Origin of the sequence: Gilliamella sp. B3892, from assembly GCF_026536305.1 — a bacterium.
GTDB lineage: Bacteria > Pseudomonadota > Gammaproteobacteria > Enterobacterales > Orbaceae > Gilliamella.
Window position 1 is genome coordinate 155,869 of record NZ_JAFNOK010000002.1, and the last position, 24,928, is coordinate 180,796.

Here is a 24,928-nt window from a genome sequence, read left to right on the forward strand (position 1 = left end):
TTAATTGAGAATAAACATGAATACTGTAACTGACAATTTAAAGACAATTAAAAATGAAATAATCCAAATCGCTCAACAATGCGATCGTGATCCCAATTCCATTGAGCTTATTGCTGTCAGTAAAACAAAACCTGTCGAATTAATCACACAAGCGATTGAAGCAGGACAATTCTCTTTTGGTGAAAATTATGTGCAAGAAGGTGTTGAAAAGATCCAATATTTCAAACAACATCAGCCAGCTACAGCATTGATTTGGCATTTTATTGGTCCGTTGCAATCGAATAAAACCAAATTAGTTGCGGAAAACTTTGATTGGATGCACACGTTAGATCGTTTCAAAATCGCACAGCGTTTAAATGATCAACGCCCCGATAACATGGCAAAACTTAATGTTCTTATCCAAGTCAATATTAGTCAAGAAGCAAGTAAATCCGGAATATTACCGCAACAAGTTGAAGATTTAGTTGAGCAGGTTATCACTTTGCCTAAGCTAAATTTAAAAGGGTTAATGGCGATACCGGAAGTAGAAAATGATTTTGAAAAGCAATTAGTTGTTTTTCAACAAATGCAACAGCTTTTACAATCATTACAGGTAAAATACCCATTTATGGATCAGTTATCCATGGGCATGAGTGGCGATATGAAAGCAGCCATTATGGCAGGCAGTACCATGGTGCGCATTGGCACTGCGATCTTTGGAGCAAGACAATATTTATGATATATTGCTGGCAGATAATATATTAAGGAGTACTAAATGATATCACTTATCTTCCTGGGAAATACTGTTTTAACCGTTTGCTTATATGTCATCATTTTACGCTTGTGGATGCAACGAGTGCGGGTTAATTTCGATTTTCCATTCACACAATTTATTGTTCGCATTACCCAACCGGTAATTGCCCCGCTACGAAGATTGATTCCGTCAATTGGGCGGATAGATACCGCCACATGGGTTATCTTTTATATCGTTGCAATAATTAAAGTTATTTTCTTATTTCGCTTTAAAGTGATAAATGCACCACTGTGGAATTCTGCCTATTTATGGTATGCCGTTGCGGTTATGGCACATGCAATTGGACACTTACTATTTTGGTTACTATTTTTTAGAGCGCTTTTAAGTTGGATAAGTCGTGGTCAATCTTCTGCCGACCAGTTACTTGCTCAATTAACCGAGCCATTGGTTGCACCAATCCGTCGTGTCGTTCCACCGATTGGCATGATTGATATCTCATTTATGATAGTGATGTTTATCTTAATCTTTTTGAATTTATTCGCTATTGATATTTTTGGTAATTTTTGGTTAATGCTATAAGCATTTAAAAAAAGGGAGCAATGCTCCCTTTTTTATAGAATGTGATCTTCCCAAAAAATCACATCTTTTTCGTAAACAATCCGATTTCTGACCGATATTTTAAGTTTATGCATCATTTTTTTACTTCCCGTTATCAGCGGGTGCCACTCTGGCAGTTCGCCTGTTTGAGAAAAATAACGGTAGGTACATGTTAAAGGCAACCACTCAATAGTCAGCAGATTTTCACGGGTTAACTTGACGCAATCAGGCTCATAGTCAAAACGATTGTGATAATGTTTACATTGGCAAGTTTTTGAATCAAGTAAATTACACGCTACGTTGGTGTATAGGATTTCGTCAGTATCTTCATCCATTAATTTATTCAAGCAGCACTGACCACAACCGTCACACAGTTGTTCCCATTCATCATCTGTCATTTGCTCAAGTGTTTTGTGTTGCCAAAATGGTTCAATCATACTTTAAAGTCATCTTCATGTAACATTTGTAAGAAAAATCCATCGACCTTGATCTTTTCCTCTATCTCATCAGAAGTGCCAACAACAAACCGTCGTTTTCCGTCCAATAATACTTTCATAACAAATACAGGCTTGCCAAAAATTGACATTACATTTTCAGGAATTGCGGAAAAATCATTTTCATTTTCCATATATAAATAACAGTTCTCTTTTTTATCACTACGATAAATATAACACCACATCATAAAAATAAAACCTTACTCGACTACCTACTTAAGACTATTTTGTAAATAAACACCTGCGCCAAATAGCCCCGGGTCTTCATGCGTTATCACATAAACCGGGACTTTTTTAACCAGATAAGACATTCGTCCTTTGTGTTCAAATGCTTCTCTAAATGGCGATGTTTTAAAAAATTCAATAAAGCGTGGCACAATACCGCCGGCAATATAAACCCCACCAAGCGTATTGAGGGTTAGCGCTAAGTTGCCACCAAATCGCCCCATAAACGTACAAAAATAGGTTAATGTTTCTAAACAAATCGGACAACTATTAGCAAGCGCTTTTTTGACGATAATATCAGGTGTCACATCTTCAACAGGTTGATTGTGGATCTGTAATAACGCTTGATAAATATTAACAATACCATTGCCCGATAAAAAACGCTCACTTGAAACACGCCCAAATTTTTTGCGCAACTGAGCTAAAATACGGTCTTCTGCGTCATTGGTCATCGGCAGTTCAGTATGTCCACCTTCACCGGGCAAGCTAATCCAGTTGCCATTGACTTTAATTAAGTGAGAAACGCCCAATCCGGTACCTGCGCCATAAATAGCTATCGGATAATCAAGGTCAGGCTCTTCGCCCCCTATTTTTACCAAATCTGATTTCGGTAGTTGGGGAATCGAACTCGAGACCGCCATAAAATCGTTAATCACTTCAAGTTTGCTTAGATTTAATTCTTTAATCAGCGCTGAACGTGAAAAGGATAAATTATTATTGGTCATATTAATGACATCATCTTCACCAATCGGGCAAGCGATAGCAATACAAGCCTTATCGATTGTCGTTGATTGAGACGCTAAATAATCTTTAATCAGTTTAAGTAAATCATCGTTTTTTGAAATCAGAATTTTGGTGATAGCTGAAAGCTCGTTAGTTGCTAAATTGTATAATGCGAAGCGGGCATTGGTTCCACCAATATCAGTGACTAGTGCGTATTGACTCATTGTATTCCCTTGTGTAAAAAATAAATTCTTTTTAATTGAACTGCAAGCTTTTACATCTATCAGTTGCCAAAAGCATAATAGCTTATATTATGAACTAATTATCTTAGTTTAACTAGTTGACTCTGATTGAATTTAATTAATCAATGACCGCTAACTCACCAGTTAGCGGTAAATATTTAATATGGCAAAATTCGAACTTATAACCACTTTTTCAGTTTAAAGTAGATATACGGCGCCACACCTGCTAAAAGCATTAATAATAATGAAAACGGGTAACCATACTCCCATTTTAATTCAGGCATAAATTCAAAGTTCATACCATAAGCAGAAGCGACCACGGTAGGCGGTAAAAATACCACCGAAACCACTGAGAAGATCTTGATAATTCGGCTTTGCTCAATATTGATAAAACTCGTAGCAGCTTGCATTAAAAAGTTTACTTTTTGAAACAATGACTCATTATGTGGGACGAGTGATTCAATATCCCGGATTACTTCACGTGCTTGCTCTAACTGGTCAACCGGCATTTTGGCTCGACGCACTAAATAGTTAACCGCTCGCTGGCTATCCATTAAACAGAGGCGGACTTTCCAAGCCGTATCTTCCAGCTCAGCCAGTGAGGTGATCGCTTCATCATAATGCTCTTGAGCGGAACGATCCATGATAATCAAACTTAACTCTTCAAGTTCACTGTAGATATTTTCGATTTGGTCGGCTAACTGCTCTACTTTAACTTCAAACAGATCGAGTAATACTTCATAAGGATTACCGTCGTTTAAATTTTGATAACGTGAGCGCATACGATACAAGCGAAAAGCCGGTAAATCTCGTTCACGTAATGTAAATAAACGGCCATTATGTACAGTAAAAGCTACTGTTGAGTTACCGGCACGATCTTCGGCATCTTCATAAAAAAAGAAAGAGTGGACATGCAATCCTTCATTATCTTCAAAAAAACGAGCCGAGGCTTCAATATCATCCAGTTCAATACTGGTCGCTAAGTTTTGACCTAAATGTGTCAAAACAAAATCACGATCCGCTTCCTCGGGCTCAATTAAATCTATCCAAGTTGCATTTTGTATATCGCCTTCATTAATTTTTACTAATTGTTTGTTTTTTAATCCAAACGCATTAATCATAAGGCCTCCAATAAGGGAAATGTTTTATAACTTTGCATCAACAAATGGCTGGCATTATACTCGTTATAGTCAAAAATTCCTATGACTAAGCAAATCTTTCTGTAACTTTACAATTTGGAGAGAAAATTCCAATATTAAATTAAATTCGATGATGTTAATTCTGTCTCATGTTACAATAGTCACCTTAAATATTTATGCAATTTTTAGGAGTTTATAATGGCAAACCGAGGAATAAATAAAGTCATTTTAGTCGGTAACTTAGGTCAAGATCCAGAAGTTCGTTACATGCCAAATGGTAATGCTGTCGCTAATTTTAGTGTTGCAACTTCAGAATCATGGAAAGATAGACAAACAGGTGAAACCCGAGACCGAACAGAATGGCATCGCGTTGTCGTGTTTGGAAAATTAGCTGAAATTGCTGGCGAATATATCAAAAAAGGCACACAAGTTTATCTTGAAGGTCAATTACAAACTCGTAAATGGCAAGACCAATCAGGCGCCGATCGTTATACGACTGAAGTTGTAATAAACCCAATTGGCGGTACATTACAAATTTTAGGTTCACGTAACAGTGGCGATAATAGCTTTAATGACGGTTCACAAAGTTGGGGACAAAGTGCTAATAACTCTTCATCTGCGCCGGCAGCACCTCGCCAAGCGGCACCAACAGCGCCAGCAGCACAACCGGCTACACCTGAGCCACCAATGGATTTTGATGACGATATTCCATTCTAATCTTATCTTTTCAAAATATTATCCTTATATTGGGCGTAAATTTACGCCCTTATATCATTTTGTATTTATTTGAATTATACTGAGTCGCAGTATGTTGATTGGATCTGTATCGATTTTATGCTGGAACTTATTCAAACTGTCGGCTTTGGTTTAATTCTTTTTATTCCTTTAACCAATCCCTTGACCACTGTAGTGCTGTTATTAGGTCTATCTGGCGATATGACCAACGAAGAACGTAATTATCAGTCTAAAATGACCTGTATTTATGTTTTTATTATTATGATTGTATCGTTTTACTGCGGTCAATTGGTGATGAATACCTTTGGTATTTCTATTCCCGGATTGCGCATAGCCGGGGGTATGATTGTCGGCATTATTGGCTTTAGAATGCTTTTCCCTCAACAACCTTCTCACAAAACACTGGAAGCCGATGCTAAGAAGAAAGAAATTTCAAATAATATTGCTTTTGTTCCTTTAGCTATTCCCAGCACGGCCGGACCGGGTACTATTGCGATGATCATCAGTATGGCATCAACCGTTAAAGGGGGCGGATATAACGTGTCTAGTTGGGTTATCTATGCCTCGTCAATACTGGTACCACTTCTCCTGTGCCTTATTCTTTGGCTTTGTATGCGTAGTGCGGGCAGTATTATGCGTTTTATGGGAAAAAGTGGCATTGAAGCCACTTCCAGAATAATGGGATTTTTACTGGTTTGTGTTGGCACACAATTTATTATTAATGGTGTAAAAGAGTTGGTAATAAACTTTCCCAATATTTAATCAACAGGTCACAGGTGCTATAAATTAGGGATATTTTTAATCATCTCTACCCGCATTAAGTAATCGTAAAGCGGTACCAGTTGCTTAAATCCTTTAATTAATTTATTGGGTAGCTCACCATTAAGTACATCTTCGATGTTATTGTTGGTTACCATTACGGCCAAATTTTTTCGGTTATACCATGTGGCAATCTTTTCATCTTGTTCTTTGATTAATGGTCGTTTGTAGCAATCACCAACCAGCTCAAATGGCTTTTTAACGCAACGTGTCATTTTTAAAAATTTGTCGGTATCATTAATTATTTCTTCACGAAATATATCCATTGTCTGTTTTGAAGCACAATAGTATCCAAGCCCGTATTGATAGTAATCGGGGCTAATTTCAAAAAAATAGGCTGGCGCTTCTTTCCAATCCCGATTAGGACGTTTAAAGGTTAACCATAAACGGCTACGATAGAGCGATTTATCTTTCGAAAAACGGGTATCACGATGTATACGGGATATGGTTTTACCAATCGCCGGACGTGTTTCAAACCACTCATCGATTTTCAACATATCGGGAGTTAACTGCTCGACCAATAGTCGAAACGGTTTAACTAAATCGTTATCATAAATAGCTCGATGTTGTTCGAACCATGTTTTACTGTTGTTGATCCAAGCATCTTGTAAAAAATTGAGTCCTGCTTGAGTAAAACCGCTAAACTTTGCCATTAATTACTCCTTAAATAATGCTCTGACTTTGTCTAAATCTTCTTGCGTATCAACCCCAATTGCCGGTGCCTGTTTTGCCACTGCAACATGGATTTTTTCACCATACCACAGTACGCGAAGTTGTTCTAGCATCTCTATTTGTTCTAAGCTAGACGGTGCCCAATTAATATATTGGCGAATAAAACCGGCTCGATAAGCATAAATGCCAATATGGCGTAAGTAAAAATCGCCAATACTTTGCCTATTTACATCAGTTGCTATTTGGGCAAATCGGTCTCTTTCCCATGGAATGGTTGCACGTGAAAAATAGAGTGCATAACCGTCTTTATCTGTCACCACTTTTACCGCTCCGGGATTAAATGCTTCTGAGGCAGATTCGATCGGTACCGCCAACGTTGCCATACCGGTTTTATATTTAACTAAATTTTCTGCTACTTGGTCGATTATTACCGGTGGAATTAATGGCTCATCACCCTGCACATTCACAATCACTTCATCATCAGCCAATTGATAATAGTTAATGACTTCCGCTAGCCGTTCGGTGCCGGAATTATGTTTGTCGCTGGTTAAAATAACTTCTCCGCCATAACCGCTCACGACATCGAATACTTGCTGATGATCGGTTGCTATAATGACATTGGTTGCACCGGATTTTTTGGCTTGCTCCATAACACGAACAATCATCGGTTTGCCGTGAATATCAGCAAGGGGTTTTGCCGGTAAACGGCTCGAGGCGTATCTTGCGGGAATAATGACAGTGAATTTCATAACAGAAACCTTATATTTTATCTATTCTTGAACTGACTTAGGTTGTGCAATTGGCTTAGCTTCGGATTCAAGTAGTACCGGAATTGAATCCTTTATCGGATAAGCTAGCTGATCTGTTGTACAGATCAGCTGATGATTTTCACTATCGAGTTCTAACTTACCATGACATTTCGGGCAAGCAATAGCACTAAGAAGAAGTTCTTTCATTTTTTACTCTCTGTTAAGTTTTATATCTTCTAATAGGGAATAGATTTGCTCAATCGCTTTGGCGGGGATAACCGCATCTATCGGCAGATACCACCAATTTGGTAATGCAAATTGCTGACATTTTACCGCATCTTTTTCCGTCATTAATAACGTTTGTTGCTTGTTTGCGATATCAGCTAGTGAAGATAAAGTAAAATGTTGATGATCGGCAAAAGCTTCAGTTTTCACTAAATCGGCATTCATTTGCTTAAGCATATCAAAAAAACGTTGCGGATGACTAATTCCGGCAATGGCGCAAATATGAGTTAGTGAAGATAAGGCTTTTTTCTCTTGCGTCAGCAAATTCACCGCATACAGCGGGGTTAATTGCATGGTGTAAGTTTTAGTCGGATATTGCTGTGCTATTTGATTGCCACCTTCGCCATTTAACACAATTAAATCTACCGACTTTAACCGATTTTTGCGCTCTCTCATAGGGCCAGCCGGGATCCACCAACCATTGCCAAATAGGCGTTTAGCATCGATAACCACAACTTCAATATCACGCCCTAAGGCATAGTGTTGTAAGCCATCATCGGTTAAAATCACATCTAATTTATAGCGATTTAATAACGCTTGCACCGCTTCCACCCGTTTCGGCGATACCGCAATCGGCACTTGAGTACGTTGATAAATCAGTACCGGTTCATCCCCGGCTTGGTCAGTAGTGATGTAGTGATCTAAGATGAGTGGATAGCTTTGAGCCTTTCCGCCATAGCCTCTTGAAACCACGCCAACTTGTAAACCTTTAGCCTTTAATGCTTCAATTAAAGCAACCACCAGCGGGGTTTTACCGTTCCCACCTACTGATAAGTTGCCAATTACCATAATTGGCACAGGTGACTTCCACGACTTTAACCAGCCAATTTGATACAATTTCCGACGCACAAAAGCAATCAAACCATACAATAAAGAAAATGGTATCAGTAACCAATAAAGTTTATTTTTACCATACCATATTTTTTCAATCATCTTTTATTATCACTTAATGATGTTAATGAAACCTGTTTTACGATTTTACCTATATTAATTGTTTAAGGCTTCTATCGTTATTGATAGCAAGTATTTTACTCATAAATCGGTAAACTACCAAACCAATCATGATACCATTTTGGGTTTATTTGTCCCCGCATTGTTTTCATTTGCCAGGTCGAATTATTAAAAAATAGACTAATTTGCCCGGTTTTAGCTGTTACATGATAATCTAATTTTAATGTCTTATATCGTGCTGTCACTTTATCAGACGGCAATTTCCATCCATTATAGCGAGACGTCGATGCGAATGAGAGTTTAGGGTTGATGTGATACAAAAAAGGATAGCTTGACGAAGTATTGCTGCCATGGTGTGGCGTTTGCAAAAAGGTCGAGGCTAGCTTATGACGATAGTTCAAGACTAATTGATACTCCTGTTTTCGCTCTAAATCGCCAGTTAACAGAACTGAAAATTGACCGTCGGTAACTTGTACAACACAGGAATCTTGATTTTGGGCATTGTCTACCAATTTTGTTGGCCATAGCACGTTAAATGTTAGGTTTTGCCAGCTAAAACTATTCCCCGCTAAACATGGATACCGATTGGCTAACTGGTTAGAACTGCTCATTAACCATGCTTTAGGGTATCGGCGGGTGATGAACGCTAATCCTCCTATATGGTCATTATGTTGATGACTGATAATAATGCCCTCAACTGTTAATCGATGCCGCTGTAAAAAAGGGATGATAATACGCTCAGCTGCTGAGCCAGTTTGCCACTGTGCGCCGGTATCATATAAAATAGCACCTCGCCCGTCATGAATAACTATCGCCAAGCCATGCCCCACATCTAGCATATCCAAACGCCACTGATAATTAAGCGGTTGCAATAAAGGACAAGCAAGCATTAGCAGAATAATGCCGACGGTAAGATTAAACCGGCGCCAACATTCGGTGCGAATAACTATCACCAGCAGCCAACCACTGACGCTGAGCAGATAAAAATCAGCTGGCACCGTCAACCACCCCAGATTGAATTGCGCTAAACCGTAAAATAATCCGCTTAGCGATGTTTGAGCAACATACCACCACCATAATGCCAAATGAAATAAATCAAAAATACTGGCTAATAATGCGATTAAAATAGCAGGAAACGTGACTAAAGTTATACAAGGTATCGCCAGTAAATTGGTTAACAATGAAATCACACTTATCCCTTGAAAAATCAACAGTTGCATTGGCAATAACAAAACCGTTAAGCCGAACTGCAAATGCAATAATCGAAATAGATAGTAACGTTTTTTGCGTCGGCTAAATTTAGGTAACGGCAGCCATTGAGATAGGAAAATTAAGCAGATCACTGCATAGCAAGATAGCCAAAAGCTTTCGGATAAAATCATAAAAGGATCAAACACTAATAATATTGCGATAATCCGATTTACCTTTTGCCATGAGGTTAAATGATAACACCTGTAACGCAGGTAGATCCAAATCGTTAACGCCAATATGGCTCGTAATGCCGGAGGATTAAGCCCGGTAAGCCATGCATAAAATAGCGCCCCACCCCATGCAATTAATGAAATCACAATGATATTATTTCCCCGTTGAGGAATAACAAACGTCATCAGTTTGATAATAAAAAAGCTAAAGTAAAACACGATTAAAATATGCATTCCCGATATCGCCATTAAATGGGCAATACCGGTTTGCATCATCATTAATCGCTGCTGCTCAACCAACTGTGAGCGATCGCCCAATACCAAAGCGAGTAAAATCCCCCGATAACTAAATAGATTAATATAGGGCAATGCCCTGTCTGCTACCGTTTGTCTGAGAGACAATTTATCGTCTAATAAATTGGCATTAATTAATTTAGCCGTTAATAAATTTTTGTTTGCCATGGCAAAACGCTGGCTATCAAATCCACCTTCATTTAAATAACCATGTACAACTCGAGTTTTAACGGTCAATTGCCAGATCTGCCCGGCTTTTGGTGTTAACCGATCGTTCCACAGCACAGATAACGGAAAAGTGGAGGATAAGTCACTATCGGCAATATCAATCACGGAAAATTTTATGTAATACGCTGAGCGCTCTGCGGAATCCAAATGAGTATCAATGGTGTCAACTTGAGCGGTCACAACCAGAGTTTTATCGATATAAGGCTCAATACTATTTAAATATTGATTAGCATATTGGGTAGACCATAAAAAGCCTAAACCTAAAACACTAATAGCTAGCAGGACATTGCCCATTTTAATAAGCCTAAACAAGCTTAAGATCACCAGTAGTGATCCGATTAAGTACCACTGTTTATCAGAAGGCAGTGATGCTAAGAACATTAAGGGTAAGCAACCGACTGAAAACATGATTGCGATTAAATCAATTGAATAACTTTGCCGCATAAGCAGTTAATAACTTATCGTATAAAACGATAATCTTAATTTGTCAGCGCCTTAGTAAAATTGACAGTAGAAGTAAATGGGAGCGATGTTCCAACTTTTTTTAACAAGTTGCAGGTTTAGCTGGGTAAATTTGAGGGGATTGAGTCTTAGCTATTCGGTTATTAATCAAGGAAAGATAAACACTAAGAAACACAAAAGGGATTTGTAGGAAATTGCCATTCAAATAATCAGAAAATAAAAAGCCTTTGATGTTAATCAAAGGCTTTTTTAACACAAGAGTGTAAAGTATTATGCTTTTGCAGCATTGTTTACGCGTTCACGTAATTCTTTACCCGGTTTAAAGTGAGGAATATATTTATGTTTAACATCAACATTCCCACCTGTTCTTGGGTTTCTTGCTTTACGTGGAGCACGGTAATTTAAACTAAAACTACCAAAGCCTCGAATTTCAACACGATCGTTACTTTCCATAGCTAATGCGATCTGCTCGATGATATCTCTAACAGCATCATCAACTAGTTGCACAGGAAGGTGTGCCCGCCAGTTGACTATTTTTTCTGCTAAATCGGATCTGTTCATGGTCACTCCTAATTTGTTTATGTGGCTTAGAACTTTTACATTTTATACCACAAAAGAAAAAGAGGGCAAGCCCTCTTTACTCTTTGCATAAATATTTTTTACTCAGTTTTTGATGCAGCTTTGAATGCTTCAGCCATTGCATTAGTAAATGAAGCATCTTCTTGTGTTGCAGTGTTATTTACCGCAGCAAGCGCTTCTTTTTCGTCAGCTTCATCTTTAGCACGTACAGATAAAGAAATTGCACGAGTTTTACGATCGATGTTAACGATTTTAGCTTCAACTTCATCGCCAACTTTTAATGCTGTAGTTGCATCTTCGATACGTTCACGAGCAATATCTTGTGCTTTTAAGTAGCCTTCGATACCGTCAGCAATTTCAACTGTTGCACCTTTAGCATCAACTGCCGTTACTTTACCTTTAACAATTGTGCCTTTTTTGTAGTTAGAAGCGAAGCTGCTAAATGGATCATCTTCAAGTTGTTTGATACCTAAAGAGATACGTTCACGCTCAGCATCAACTTGTAGTACAACTGCTTCAATATCATCACCTTTCTTATAAGCTTTAACTGCTTCTTCACCTGGCATATTCCAAGAGATATCTGAAAGATGAACTAAACCGTCAATACCACCATCTAAACCGATGAAGATACCGAAATCAGTGATAGATTTGATCTTACCGCTAACTTTATCACCTTTGTTGTGTGATTCAGCAAATTGTAACCATGGGTTTGGTTTACATTGTTTAAGACCTAGAGAAATACGACGACGTTCTTCATCAATTTCAAGTACTACAACTTCAACCACATCACCTAAGCTGACAACTTTAGATGGGTGGATGTTTTTGTTAGTCCAATCCATTTCAGAAACGTGTACTAAACCTTCAACACCAGTTTCGATTTCAACGAAACAACCGTAATCAGTTAAGTTAGTCACTTTACCAGTTACTTTAGTGCCTTCTGGGTAACGTTTAGCAATTGATACCCATGGATCTTCGCCTAATTGTTTTAAGCCAAGTGATACACGTGAACGGTCTTTATCAAATTTAAGAACTTTAACAAGTAATTCTTGACCCACTTCAACCACTTCACTTGGGTGTTTAACACGTTTCCACGCCATATCAGTGATATGAAGTAAACCATCAACCCCACCAAGATCAACGAATGCACCGTAATCAGTAAGATTTTTGATAATACCTTTAACTTCAGAACCTTCTTGTAGATTTTCAAGAAGTTGTTCTCTTTCTGCGCTATTTTCAGATTCGATTACCGCACGACGTGATACAACAACGTTGTTGCGTTTTTGATCTAATTTAATAACTTTTAATTCGATTTCTTTATTTTCGATATGAGAAGTATCGCGTAATGGGCGAACATCAACAAGCGAACCAGGAAGGAACGCACGAACGCCATTAAGATCAACCGTAAAGCCACCTTTAACTTTACCATTGATAACACCTAAAACTGTTGCAGCATCTTCAACTGCTTTTTCTAATGTCAGCCACGCTTCATGGCGTTTAGCTTTTTCACGAGATAGAATTGTTTCACCAAAGCCGTCTTCAATTGAGTCAAGTACAACGTCAACAACGTCGCCAACTTGAACTTCTAATTCGCCTTGGGCATTTTTAAACTGCTCTACTGGAATGGCGGATTCAGATTTTAAACCAGCATCAACTAAAACAACATCTTTGTCGATTGCAACGACAGTACCACGGATCATATTACCAGAACGAGTGTCTAGTTGATTTAAAGACTCTTCAAAGAGTTGAGCAAAAGATTCAGTCATATTTATATACTTAAGTTAAAATTAACGTCCACATCACTTCATGTTTTGTGGGGTTGTTTATGATACTCCACCTATATCCTTATAATGGAGCTATGTTCACACTGTAAGATCGTTTACAATGCAAGTTTTTCGTTTATATACGTAATAGATTGATTGAAAACATCTTGAATAGAAAGCGATGTAGTATCAATTATTAGTGCATCTATTGCCGGTTTTAATGGCGCAACAGCCCGATTACGATCACGCTGGTCACGCGCAGTGATTTCCTGCAAAATTTCGGCGAATTTAGCATGATTTTGCTTATCTTGCAACTGTTTCATCCTTCTTTCTGCTCTTGATTGGGCACTTGCATCAAGAAAAATTTTAACCGGGGCATCAGTAAAAACCACTGTACCCATATCTCGACCGTCGGCAACCAGACCCGGCGCCTGTCTAAAATCCCGTTGCCGCTGTAATAGAGCTTGTCTGACTTCCTCAATGGCTGCCACTTGCGAAGCAGCACCACCGGTTTGTTCAGTGCGAATCTCTTTTGATACATCAAGCCCATTTAAAAGCACTTTGACTTCATTACCCGTGCTGTCAAAGGTTAACGGTAAAGTTAACGCCAGTTGAGCAAGTGCACGTTTGTCATCTAGTGCAATATTTTGTTTAAGTGCCGACAGCGCTAATACCCGATAAATCGCACCGGAATCTAACAGATGCCATTTGAAATGATTGGCTAACGCTTGGCATAAGGTGCCCTTTCCAACACCACTTGGACCATCAACAGCGATAACAGGGATGATTTTATTCATATTAATATTCGCTCAATCGTTTAAATTGTTCAAAATAATCAGGGAATGTTTTCATTGTGCATTTTGGATCTAAAATTGTCACAGGGGTATCGGATAACGCCACTAACGAAAAGCACATTGCCATACGATGATCATTATAAGTTTTAATTTCAGCATGCGTTAAAGATTTAGGTGGCACGATAGTGATATAATCATGACCTTCTTCAACTTCTGCCCCAACTTTACGTAGTTCGGTTGACATGGCAGATAAGCGATCAGTTTCTTTAACTCGCCAGTTATAAATATTGCGGATAGTGGTTGCCCCTTTGGCAAAAAGCGCTGTGGTAGCAATGGTCATTGCTGCATCGGGAATATGATTCATATCCATATCAATACCATTAAGCTCATCACAACTACACTCAATATAATCATCCGCCCACGTCACTTTAGCGCCCATTTTTTCTAATACATGGGCAAATTGAGTATCGCCTTGTAGGCTCTTTTTACCAATACCGGTGACCCGCACCGTTCCGCCTTTTATTGCAGCGGCGGCGAGGAAGTAAGAAGCGGATGATGCATCACCTTCAACTAAATATTGACCGGGTGATTGATATGTCTGATTACCTTTGATAACAAATTTTTGATAGTTATTATTTGTTACTATTACCCCAAAAATCGCCATCATTTTAATTGTAATATCAATGTAAGGTTTGGATACTAACTCGCCTTTAATGGTAATTTCAGTATCATTTGGCGCCAACGGTGCAGCCATTAATAACGCCGTTAAAAATTGACTGGAAACAGAGCCGTCAACTTCAATGCTGCCGCCGCTAAAACCACCGTGGATATGCAGTGGTGGATAGCCTTCATTTTCCAGATAATCAATTTTGGCGCCACCTTGACGTAGTGCATCAACCAGATGACCGATTGGGCGCTCTTTCATACGTGGTTCGCCAGTGAGAATAATATTATTCTGCGCTAAACATAACGCTGCTGTAAGTGGGCGCATAGCTGTGCCGGCATTGCCTAAAAACAGCTCTAATGCTTCACCGGAATGCAATTTACCGCCAATGCCTTGAATATCACAAATCGTTCGGTCATGGGATAATTGAAAGTTAACCTTTAATGCCGATAACGCATCAAGCATATAACGTACATCATCACTATCAAGTAAGTTGGTTAAACGGGTGTTGCCTTTGCTCAAAGCAGATAGTAATAACGCACGATTTGATACGCTTTTAGAACCGGGCAGATTGATCGTGCCACTGAATTTTTTTATGGGCTGTAATGTTAAAGATAACATAATGACTCTCTTAAATATCTTGGATAATTCTTTAAAATTTTTCTAAGGTCGCTTTCAATAGATCGATAGCCTGTTGATCTTTAGCGCTATCTTGCCACAACTTATCAAATAATAAACGATAACGTTTAATTGCATCATAAGATGAAGTAATGGAAGCAATGCCGGTTGTCACATTTGGCAATTCACCTAACCGAAACGGGCTTATCGCCAGCGATATCGGATTATCGTTTTGATAAAAGATTTGAAAGGTGATCGACGGTATAGCATGCTGCGTAATAGCAATAGTTGGCGCATAAGATTGCTGTTCAAGTAAAGCAATAAGATGATAAACTTCTTCACGAGCTAATAACATCCTTTCTGACTTTCTACCCGGCGAAAGATTTAAATTGCCAACCAAACCAATATGTAAAAATCGTTCCACATTGCGTAAGCTAATTAAATTAATTACCTTCGGTACAGATTGATAAAACTGAGTTTTACGATCTTTTAGTATCGATAATGTGGTGGCATATTTTTGCAAATCAAGGGTTTGACTTGATTCGCCTAACATCATAGTTAAATGAGAAAGATAGTTTGGCGACGTCAATAAAAATGAGAAAGGATCAAAATGGGAGTAAATATGGGTTGATTGCTCTTCTAACTGGCGCATCCGTTCGAAAAAACCTTCGCCACTGGAGTAATACTCAGTATCTATCCCCAGTAAACTTGCTAAAGAAGTCTGTAATAAATTGGCCAGACGCTCTAAGGTTTCGATTTTAACAATTTCACCTTTTTCAAGCCGATATACCGCCGCTCTTGATATTCTGAGACTTTCAGCCACATCTTCAGCACGAAGAGAGGCGGCAATACGATAAGCTCGTAGACGCTGCCCAATAGCACAATAATCAATCGATCCAGTAATCATATTTCACTCAAACTATTTGAATTTTGGCAGTGTATCACAAGGTGATAACATTGCCAATTTTAAGCGAAGATGTTTCAGATTTTATCTGCGTTTGGGCTGATTACTCCATTAAGGCTTTTTGTAATGCTGCGGCATTTTCATATTCAGTAAATTCCTTAATCGCAACTTTAGGTTTAGCTGCATCGTTACTGTTACCCAGTACTTGTGAGGCTAACACAAAGCCATTTGGTTCAATAATCGAATGTCGATAAAAATCGATTAAATCTTGCTGAGTCACCTTTTTCAATTGCTCAATTCTTTTATTTCTAGAATCGAAGGTAAATCGGGAGTTTCGATAATCTGATGAATAAAGATTAAGCTCTTCTTCCAGTGTTTGTGGTGGCATAGTCAGTTCATCGAGCACCGCTTTTTTGTATTGCTCGATATCCTGCGTTGTTAAGGCTTCTAACTTACTTAACATAGTCGGATATAACGCTTGATAACGTTTAAGCAAATAAGCGGTATCATACTGATTGCTTTGTACAATAAAACCTAATCCTAACGAATCGCCAACATAGACCGGAACGGCAAAAACCGCATAACCGAGTTGCTCATTAGTTCGTAACTGGTCATAAAACCATGGGGCAATAATTTTTGAGAGTGTATAACTTAAAATGCCACTATTAATGCGATCATAACCCGCAGGAATATAACTCATTAATAAAGCATTATCAGAGCTTTTCGCTTGCTGAGTGATTTGCGCAAGTAATGGCTTTTTAATGACCAAATTGCTAAACGGCGTAAATTCGACATCTCCCGCTAAATCTTTTTGAATGGAATGATAAAGATCAAGTGAGTCTTGATTAGACAAATTGCCTAAACTGAGCATATAGAGCACTGAACGAGTCATCAACATATCACGGTAAGCGATAATGTCCTGACGAGTGATATTTTGCGTGATTTGGCGCTGTTCACTACGCTCAATATAATGTGGCAAATCCGATAGCCCATTTAATGGTTCAACCGCTAATCTTAAACTTCGGACGTGATCTAATTTATCTAACTTTTCAAGATACCATGATTTAGCTAACGCTAGGCTCTGATCATCAATGGTCACATTTCGATATCGATTAACAATGGTGGTTACCATTTCGGGTAAGTGCTGACTAAAACCGCTGGCTTTAATTAACAAACCGTTATCATAATCGGTTGATAATGACATGCCCGCCACACTGGCTTGAAATTGCAACTGATCCAAATCACGACCCACAATATAGTCTAACAGATCAAAAGCGACATCCGATTTAGCATCGCTAAATGCCTGATTGTTACGTAATGAAAGCAAAATAGCCGCTTTAGGCTCGTTGGCAAAATATTTGCTGGCAAAATGGATAAAGTTACCACGTTTGCTAAATTCAGCCGGTAGTACTTGAGCGCTATTATTTTCAGAAATTGAGAAATCGTCCGGAATATAAGTATTTAATGCCGGCAAACTAAACGTATAGTGCGCACCTAAAGTTGCCCATTGTGATTTTTGTTCATCGGTAATATTTTTAATCTTATAAGGCGCATCTAAAAAATAGGCCGTTTTATCGGTAGATTGATTCGGTGAAATCACCCAAAGTCTTAAGTTATCCGGCGTTAAAGTCTGTAATCGTTGTGCAATGGCAGATTTATCAAATCGCTCAGCGATATAATCCGAATTTAACACGTGCGCTGTCGGATAGACCAGCATTTGATCCGATAGCCATTCCACATAAGACATATCACGTTCAATCGTTTGATATTTAAACTGCAATGCTAAAACTTTTTTCAGTTCATCATAATAGACCTGCGAAATTCCCTCTTTTTGGATTAAGTGCAAATAGTTAAAAATCGCGCCGATGACTTCATCTTTTTGTAAAAGACCTTCATCGGTCAAACTGACATTGATACTAAAAATACCACTATTACCAAATCGGGTAGGATCAAAAGAGGTATTGATACCTTCAATCAAGCCCTGTTTTTGTAACTGGGCAGAAAGAGTATTTGGACTACTATTACTGACTAAATAGGCGATATACTCATCACTTTTATCAGCAAATTCGGTCAAATTGTTTTCCATAGGAAACTGTAATAGCAGCAATTTTTTCGGTTGTGCCGGCACCATGTCAATCTGTTTACTTACGCTATCAGATGTCATAGCCGATACATCAACTCGTGGGGCTATAATATTTTTATTGGGAATACGACCAAAGGTCTCTTTGGCTATCTTAGATAATTGGCTCATATCTTGGCTACTGTAGATGATGCCGACCATAATATTTGCCGAATAGTAATTATCATGAAAGCCAACTAATGCAGTTTGCAATTTACTGTTGCCTTTATCACTTAATGTTTCTAAATTTCCGCCAGAAAATTGCGCAGACGGATGAAGAGGATTAATGGTTTCTGCATTCACCTGCTCTATTCTAAATCCGTCGTTCGAACGCCCCATTGTCATTTCCGCATTGACGGCGTTTCGCTCTTTATCGGCAAATTTAGGATCTAAGTTTGGCTCAGCAATCGCATCCGCTAAATAGTCTAAGGCTTTATCAAACGCACTATTTTCAACCTCAAAATAAAATGCAGTGCGGTTTGCTGTTGTGCTGGCATTGTATTTACCGGCATGGCGATTTAAGAATTCGGAAAAACTCGCCGGCTGTGGGTATTTTTTTGAGCCCATTAAGACCATATGTTCGGTATAATGCGCTAGACCTTGTTGATCCTTCGGATCTTGCAATGAGCCAACCGGCAATGCTAAAGAACCCAGCGATTTTACCGCTTTAGGATCGGAAACGAGCAATACTCGCATTTTATTATCAAGTTCAATAACTTGATATTGGCGATCATCGCGTTCACTTTGTTGTACTTTTTCGTATGATATTGATTTTGTCATATTTTTATCTACAGCAAAGGAGGTATTAAAACTCATAACGCTTAATACCGTAATAACTATCAGGTTAAATTTCATCTTATCCATACCCGTTTTTATCCAAAAAAACCATTATATGTCGAACTTATTAAATAAAGCTAAAAGAAAATACCTATACATAAAGTTATAGCAACTTATGTGGAACGTATTGATAACTATTTGATGATTTTTTAATTTGCTTTAGATGCTGACAGGTAACAAACTGATTAAAGTCAATCAAATCATCATTTAAGGAAGGTAAAAACGTAATGAGTGTATCACAGATAACCAATAATACAAATTAACTAAAACAATATAATAAAAAAAGAGCTGAACAGATCAGCTCTCATTTGGAAGTAGTGTGTAAGTTACGGGTTTAAGCGTAAATTAATGTTCACGAGTTTTTCTAAATTCAATATCCGGATAACGCTCTTGAGTCAGATTTAAATTGACCATACTCGGCGCAATATATGACAAGTTGTCGCCACCGTCTAATGCCAGATTTTGTTCACATTTACGCTTGAACTCTTCTAATTTTTTCGCATCGGCGCATTCAACCCAACGAGCGGTGGTGACATTCACCGGCTCATAAATGGCTTCAACGTTATATTCTGATTTTAAGCGAGCAACCACCACATCAAATTGCAGTACCCCAACTGCGCCAACAATTAAATCGTTATTAGCAATTGGACGGAAAACCTGCACCGCACCTTCTTCAGATAATTGCACTAGCCCTTTTAATAACTGTTTCTGTTTTAATGGATCTTTTAAGCGAATACGACGAAATAGCTCCGGAGCAAAATTAGGAATACCGGTAAATTTAAGATCTTCCCCTTGAGTAAACGTGTCACCGATTTGAATGGTACCATGATTGTGTAAACCAATAATATCACCAGCATAAGCTTGCTCAACATGATCACGATCGCCAGCCATAAACGTTAATGCATCAGAGATATTGACATCTTTAGCAATACGGACATGACGTAGTTTCATGCCCTTTTCATATTTACCCGACACAATGCGCATAAATGCTACCCGATCACGATGTTTAGGATCCATATTCGCTTGAATCTTAAACACAAAACCGGTAAATTTTTCCTCGCTTGCTTTGACTTCACGTTTATCCGTTTGCCGAGGTTGTGGCGCCGGTGCCCAAGCAGTTAAACCGTCAAGCATATGATCAACGCCAAAATTACCTAATGCGGTACCAAAGAAGACCGGAGTTAAATCGCCGGATAAAAACGCCTCTAAATCGAACTCATTTGATGCACCTTGCACTAGTTCAAGTTCATCCCGCAATTGCTGAGCTAAATCCTCGCCAACCGCTGAATCTAGCTCAGGATTAGCTAATCCTTTGATTATGCGTACTTCTTGAATAGTGTGACCTTGACCGGATTGGTAAAGATAGGTTTCATCTTTCGCTAAATGATAGACACCTTTAAATAATTTACCACAACCTATCGGCCAGGTAATTGGTGCACACATAATGTTGAGTTCACTTTCAACCTCATCGAGCAGTTCCATAGGATCACGAATATCACGGTCAAGTTTATTCATAAAAGTGAGAATCGGTGTATTACGTAATCGGGTCACTTCCATAAGTTTACGGGTACGATCCTCAACCCCTTTTGCCGCATCAATTACCATTAAACAGCTGTCAACAGCGGTTAAGGTTCGATAAGTATCTTCAGAAAAGTCTTCGTGTCCGGGGGTATCAAGTAAATTGACTAAACAGTCATTATAGGGAAATTGCATTACTGAAGTTGTAATTGAAATCCCACGCTGTTTTTCCATTTCCATCCAGTCAGATTTAGCATGCTGCGCATTAGCACCTCGACCTTTTACCGTTCCGGCAGTTTGGATAGCGTGACCGAATAACAACACCTTTTCCGTAATGGTGGTTTTACCCGCATCCGGGTGAGAGATGATCGCAAAAGTGCGACGAGTATTTACTTGATCTAAATAAGCTTGTTCTGTCATAAAGTTTACTGTGTCAACCAACAAAAAATAATCGGCTATTTTAACAGGTATCGCTATACATTGCTATTTAAGTTGTTTATCTTATTTGCCTTATTACGCTATCTATGCATAATAATTGCATTACAAGAAAATCATCCATTAGCATCACTGTGTTGACAAGATGTTTCAGATTTACCTAACGTTTTAGTATAAAACGGAATAAACAATGAATATTCGTGACTTAAAGTTATACTTACATTTATGTGAAACTTGCCATTTTGGTATGACCGCTGACGCTATGCACGTTAGCCCTTCGACCTTATCCAGACAGATACAACGGTTGGAAGAGCACTTTGGTCATCCGCTGTTTATTCGTGATAACCGTCAAGTACAAATTACCGCTGAGGGTGAAAAAGTTAAACGTTATGCTCAGCAGATGATCAACTTACATCAGCAACTTAGACTTGAATTAGATCAAAGTAAACATCAGCTAGTGGGTGAACTGACACTTTTTTGCTCAGTCACCGCCGCCTATAGCCATCTACCCGAAATCCTAGATAGATTTCGTATTAACTACCCTTTAGTGGAAATTAAATTATCAACTGGCGATGCGGCGGATGCAGTTGAAAAAATACAATCCAACCAAGCTGATTTAGCCATTGCCGGTAAACCAAAACAACTACCGTCCGGAGTTGAATTTTTAAAATTTGGTGAAATAGACATGGTGCTACTTATCCCGAAACTCAATAGTTCATTTAGCGATAAGCTTCATCAAAAAGACCCCGACTGGCATCACATTCCGTTTATTTTACCGGAACATGGGCCAAGTCGGCACCGCATTGACTTATGGTTTAAACAGCAAAAAATTACCAGCCCTAAAATCTATGCGACGGTCTCAGGCCATGAAGCCATTGTCTCTATGGTCGCGTTAGGTTGTGGTGTGGCACTGTTACCGAAAGTGGTTATGGATAATAGCCCGGAAAGAGTCAGAGAACGAATCATCGAATGGTCAACCAATTTAATGGAACCTTTTGATATAGGCATCTGTGTGCAAAAAAGGCGGTTATCTGAAAAGATTATTGCAGCCTTTTGGGCACTTTGTAACTTAAATTTACCACAAAATCAGTAAAATATTGTGTATAATTAATAGATTGAATCCCTTAATAGATGTAAAAAGGATAGGATATAATAGTAATGAACTTACCAATAAAAAAGATAAAAACAAAAACGATTGCATCATTAATATTTTTCTCATTTGTTGCCAATCCCGTTCTTGCCGACACTGAATCAAATTACCATAGAGATTTTAGCCATAAAAATATTCCGGGAAATCCAATTCCAGGCGGTCTGACCATTAACAGTGTAAATTACTATGACGGTGACAGTGATGACTTAGTCACAGGCGGAATTGGCTTTACTGCATTAACGCAATCTTATAATGCCCCAACCTTTGCCGATCCAACTAATCCAACCACCCAAGAGCTGAGACAAGCAAAACTCAATCGATTTATTGATGCTAAAACTGCAGAAGGCTCGCTATTTGGTTTCCAACGTGAAAAATTAACGCCACTATTTGACGGTAAAATCGCCGGAAGTGAAATATTAGCGACCTATCATGTCAATGAAAGAGTTGGCATGTTATTACAAATTCCGCTGGATTTTGATAAAAACAATCCATGTATCGTTGCAGTGCCCGCCACCGACTCAGACGGGCTGTATAATGCCAAAGATGTGCAAATCCGTGGGCTTTGGGGATTACGCCATAACTGTGCAGTTGTCTATAACGACAAAGGATTAGGTAATGGTGTTTATGATATTACCACCGGACAAGGCTTTACAGTGGACGGTAAAACCGATAAAGACAATATCTTATTTCAACCCCAAATTAGTAATCATGAAAGTTATATTAAAAACTATCCAAATCGTTACGCAATAAAACAACTTCACTCCAAAATGAACCCGGAACAGCGTTGGGGTGAATATGTTATCAAATCGATTGAATTTGCATTTTATGAACTCAATAATTTATACCCGAGTAAGAAATGGATCTCATTTCATAAAGATAACACCATTGTTTTAGTTTATGCTGCCGGTGACGGAGCGGGCGCCGCATTAAAAGCCGGCGAATTAGATCGCAATAATATTATTAATGGGATTGTCGCTGTCAATCCTCAAATACAACCGTCAATTGATAACAACCAATTAATTATTCAAAAAGGAAATAAAACCAAATCGCTGATGCCAAAATCCTTGATCGACTATAGCACACAAGCAGCGCTATATATTCCTTGTGCCATTTCCGCTATCAAACCAAGTAAATTCGATGATAATGTACCTTATGCATCAAAATACCTCTATTCGCTTAATCGCTGTGAAGCATTAAAAAAAGCCGGTTTACTTAAACAAGGCACGCCGGAAGAAGCGTTGAAACAGCTTGAGCCATACGGATTTACAGCAGATTTAAACTACCAGCTACCCTATTTTTACTATACCGAATCAATCGGCTTTCCTTATCAATATATCAGCGCCTATGGTCGATATGATGTGACTGAAAACATGTGCGATTATTCGGTCGCAAGTACCCAACAAAGCCCAATCATGTATCAAGGCAAAGTTGAAGCGTTACAAGCAATCCCATTTGAACAAATATGGGGTCTGTCCAATGGACACTTGCCGGTTTGGAATGGAGATGATGCCACTATTTTAGATCTGGTGGAAAACAAAGATCTCTTATCACCCCGTCGTGAATTTTATTCCCAAACAGAGACCCAAGGAAAAATTGATTATGGTACCAAAGGAGCAATTTGCTTACGGGAAAAAATAAACGATCCAAGAGTCATCAATGGGCATAAGCAAGTGTTAGCTACGGGTGATTTACGCAATAAAAAAACGATTATTGTGCATGGTGCCAATAATGTTAAACAGTTACCAAATGACACCTCACGGGCATATGTGGCTTTAAATAGTAAGATTGAAGGCCCGGCATCACAACTGCGTTATATTGAAGTTGAAAACGCCGGTTATTTAGACGGTACCGCACCATTTGATAATACATTGCTTGCGATAGATTACTATGGTGAAGATGCCATGGAGTGGTTATGGGCTAACGTGACCTCAGACAATAAAACAGCTTTGCCAGAAAGCCAATTAGTTCGAGCCAAAGCCCGAGGGGGTAATTCTGGCCATGCGCCACAAGCCACATCCAAAAATCTAGTCCCTATTTTACAAACGCCGGACACAAAAGATTTGATCAAAATAGAAAACGGGAAAATAACACTTCCAAATTAAGCGACCATGACATCACGCTTTGCTATCGGTTTTACTCAGTTTTACTCAGCTTTATTGAGCTTAGACCGATAGCATTAAATTTAACGGGCTGACAATAGCTTAATATGGTCACACATTTTCGGATAAAGCTGAAAAAATAGCGAGGCTAATGCGTCGTAGTGTTGACCAATATCGATAATGGTGTCTTGCAGACTTGCTAATTTTGGTCTTCTTGACGCCATGCCAGTTAATACCTGCGCAACAAAATCGAGCGACGCATAATTTACCAACCACTCCTCTCGCCACATTGCATGCATAAAATGTTGATATTCGCTAGGATAGGCACTGATAGAGGGTTGTATCTGCTGTTTAGCATATCGATTAAACTCCGACACACTGATACTAAGCCCATATTTTGCCCAATATTTTGATAAAAAATGGTCCCAGACAATATCCAGAGCAATTGGCGCTACACGCCGATGCGGCGAGCAAAAGAGCTGTTTGGCTTGTTGCACTTCCGGCAAGCTATCAATCAGACTATCAATTTTTCGATGCAAGATAATGCCGTCAGCAATCGTCTTAGGATACGCCAAATAGGGATCACCTTTGACAAAATCGGCAACGGTATTACCAATTAACGAACTATTAGCCAAGGTGGCTAAATGTAAGTGAGCTAAAATATTCATTACGTAAATAACGG

Annotated in this window: 23 protein-coding genes; 6 read left to right on the forward strand and 17 right to left on the reverse strand. The window is 38.7% G+C overall.

Annotated features, from left to right (window positions below; translation table 11 throughout):
- Positions 1 to 16: 16 nt before the first annotated feature.
- Both J3U74_RS03380 and J3U74_RS03385 read left to right on the forward strand, forming a co-directional pair.
- The gene (locus J3U74_RS03380; RefSeq protein WP_267328765.1) at positions 17 to 718 is read left to right on the forward strand and encodes a YggS family pyridoxal phosphate-dependent enzyme; all 702 of its coding nucleotides are present in this window, start codon (positions 17 to 19) and stop codon (positions 716 to 718) included.
- Positions 719 to 754: 36 nt separating this feature from the next.
- Positions 755 to 1,312, forward strand: a complete 558-nt coding sequence (locus tag J3U74_RS03385; protein ID WP_220219297.1) for a YggT family protein — start codon at positions 755 to 757, stop codon at positions 1,310 to 1,312.
- A 32-nt stretch (positions 1,313 to 1,344) separates the two neighbouring features.
- Here the strand turns inward: J3U74_RS03385 and J3U74_RS03390 are convergent, their stop codons facing one another.
- From J3U74_RS03390 to corA, 4 genes are all read right to left on the reverse strand, one after another.
- On the reverse strand, positions 1,345 to 1,767 hold the full coding sequence (locus tag J3U74_RS03390; RefSeq protein WP_220219296.1) for a YcgN family cysteine cluster protein: 423 nt from the start codon (positions 1,765 to 1,767) through the stop codon (positions 1,345 to 1,347).
- Complete coding sequence (locus J3U74_RS03395; RefSeq protein WP_220219295.1) at positions 1,764 to 2,012, reverse strand: YcgL domain-containing protein; 249 nt, start codon at positions 2,010 to 2,012, stop codon at positions 1,764 to 1,766. The genes J3U74_RS03390 and J3U74_RS03395 overlap by 4 nt, the downstream gene beginning before the upstream one ends.
- A gap of 24 nt (positions 2,013 to 2,036) precedes the next feature.
- A complete protein-coding gene (gene glk / locus J3U74_RS03400; protein ID WP_220219294.1) occupies positions 2,037 to 2,996 on the reverse strand; it encodes a glucokinase in 960 nt (319 codons plus the stop codon).
- 197 nt (positions 2,997 to 3,193) lie between these two features.
- Positions 3,194 to 4,135 (reverse strand): magnesium/cobalt transporter CorA, encoded by a 942-nt coding sequence (corA, locus tag J3U74_RS03405; protein WP_220219293.1) that lies wholly within the window; start codon positions 4,133 to 4,135, stop codon positions 3,194 to 3,196.
- A gap of 216 nt (positions 4,136 to 4,351) precedes the next feature.
- On the opposite strand from corA, the gene J3U74_RS03410 reads away from it, so the two are divergent.
- Positions 4,352 to 4,870, forward strand: a complete 519-nt coding sequence (locus J3U74_RS03410) for a single-stranded DNA-binding protein (RefSeq protein ID WP_267328764.1) — start codon at positions 4,352 to 4,354, stop codon at positions 4,868 to 4,870.
- Positions 4,871 to 4,987: 117 nt separating this feature from the next.
- The gene (locus J3U74_RS03415; RefSeq protein WP_220219624.1) at positions 4,988 to 5,650 is read left to right on the forward strand and encodes a MarC family NAAT transporter; all 663 of its coding nucleotides are present in this window, start codon (positions 4,988 to 4,990) and stop codon (positions 5,648 to 5,650) included.
- A gap of 17 nt (positions 5,651 to 5,667) precedes the next feature.
- Here J3U74_RS03415 and J3U74_RS03420 read toward each other — a convergent pair whose 3' ends face one another.
- The 12 genes from J3U74_RS03420 to prfC all read right to left on the reverse strand — a co-directional run bounded on the left by J3U74_RS03420 (position 5,668) and on the right by prfC (position 20,982).
- Positions 5,668 to 6,360, reverse strand: a complete 693-nt coding sequence (locus J3U74_RS03420; protein ID WP_267328763.1) for a DUF2461 domain-containing protein — start codon at positions 6,358 to 6,360, stop codon at positions 5,668 to 5,670.
- Positions 6,361 to 6,363: 3 nt separating this feature from the next.
- Positions 6,364 to 7,128, reverse strand: a complete 765-nt coding sequence (gene kdsB, locus J3U74_RS03425; protein WP_267328762.1) for a 3-deoxy-manno-octulosonate cytidylyltransferase — start codon at positions 7,126 to 7,128, stop codon at positions 6,364 to 6,366.
- A 21-nt stretch (positions 7,129 to 7,149) separates the two neighbouring features.
- Complete coding sequence (locus J3U74_RS03430; RefSeq protein ID WP_220219289.1) at positions 7,150 to 7,335, reverse strand: Trm112 family protein; 186 nt, start codon at positions 7,333 to 7,335, stop codon at positions 7,150 to 7,152.
- A 3-nt stretch (positions 7,336 to 7,338) separates the two neighbouring features.
- Positions 7,339 to 8,346 (reverse strand): tetraacyldisaccharide 4'-kinase, encoded by a 1,008-nt coding sequence (lpxK, locus tag J3U74_RS03435; RefSeq protein WP_267328761.1) that lies wholly within the window; start codon positions 8,344 to 8,346, stop codon positions 7,339 to 7,341.
- 95 nt (positions 8,347 to 8,441) lie between these two features.
- A complete protein-coding gene (locus J3U74_RS03440) occupies positions 8,442 to 10,751 on the reverse strand; it encodes a DNA internalization-related competence protein ComEC/Rec2 (protein ID WP_267328760.1) in 2,310 nt (769 codons plus the stop codon).
- A gap of 288 nt (positions 10,752 to 11,039) precedes the next feature.
- Positions 11,040 to 11,330 (reverse strand): integration host factor subunit beta, encoded by a 291-nt coding sequence (ihfB, locus tag J3U74_RS03445; protein WP_220219286.1) that lies wholly within the window; start codon positions 11,328 to 11,330, stop codon positions 11,040 to 11,042.
- 98 nt (positions 11,331 to 11,428) lie between these two features.
- Positions 11,429 to 13,111, reverse strand: a complete 1,683-nt coding sequence (rpsA, locus tag J3U74_RS03450) for a 30S ribosomal protein S1 (protein ID WP_220219285.1) — start codon at positions 13,109 to 13,111, stop codon at positions 11,429 to 11,431.
- Positions 13,112 to 13,224: 113 nt separating this feature from the next.
- Entirely contained in the window at positions 13,225 to 13,905 is a 681-nt protein-coding gene (cmk, locus tag J3U74_RS03455) for a (d)CMP kinase (RefSeq protein WP_267328759.1), read from the reverse strand.
- 1 nt (position 13,906) lies between these two features.
- A complete protein-coding gene (aroA, locus tag J3U74_RS03460; protein WP_267328758.1) occupies positions 13,907 to 15,187 on the reverse strand; it encodes a 3-phosphoshikimate 1-carboxyvinyltransferase in 1,281 nt (426 codons plus the stop codon).
- Positions 15,188 to 15,218: 31 nt separating this feature from the next.
- Positions 15,219 to 16,091 carry a helix-turn-helix domain-containing protein gene (locus J3U74_RS03465; protein WP_220219282.1) on the reverse strand — a complete coding sequence of 291 codons (873 nt, stop codon included), beginning with the start codon at positions 16,089 to 16,091 and terminating at the stop codon, positions 15,219 to 15,221.
- A gap of 100 nt (positions 16,092 to 16,191) precedes the next feature.
- A complete protein-coding gene (gene ptrA / locus J3U74_RS03470) occupies positions 16,192 to 19,071 on the reverse strand; it encodes a pitrilysin (protein ID WP_324099937.1) in 2,880 nt (959 codons plus the stop codon).
- Between the two features lie 318 nt (positions 19,072 to 19,389).
- Positions 19,390 to 20,982, reverse strand: coding sequence for a peptide chain release factor 3 (prfC, locus tag J3U74_RS03475; RefSeq protein ID WP_220219280.1), 1,593 nt, complete (start codon positions 20,980 to 20,982; stop codon positions 19,390 to 19,392).
- A 205-nt stretch (positions 20,983 to 21,187) separates the two neighbouring features.
- On the opposite strand from prfC, the gene ilvY reads away from it, so the two are divergent.
- Positions 21,188 to 22,090, forward strand: coding sequence for an HTH-type transcriptional activator IlvY (gene ilvY / locus J3U74_RS03480; protein ID WP_267328757.1), 903 nt, complete (start codon positions 21,188 to 21,190; stop codon positions 22,088 to 22,090).
- Between the two features lie 65 nt (positions 22,091 to 22,155).
- Complete coding sequence (locus tag J3U74_RS03485) at positions 22,156 to 24,249, forward strand: 3-hydroxybutyrate oligomer hydrolase family protein (RefSeq protein WP_267328756.1); 2,094 nt, start codon at positions 22,156 to 22,158, stop codon at positions 24,247 to 24,249.
- A gap of 80 nt (positions 24,250 to 24,329) precedes the next feature.
- Here J3U74_RS03485 and J3U74_RS03490 read toward each other — a convergent pair whose 3' ends face one another.
- Complete coding sequence (locus J3U74_RS03490; protein WP_267328755.1) at positions 24,330 to 24,914, reverse strand: ACP phosphodiesterase; 585 nt, start codon at positions 24,912 to 24,914, stop codon at positions 24,330 to 24,332.
- Positions 24,915 to 24,928: the final 14 nt, after the last annotated feature.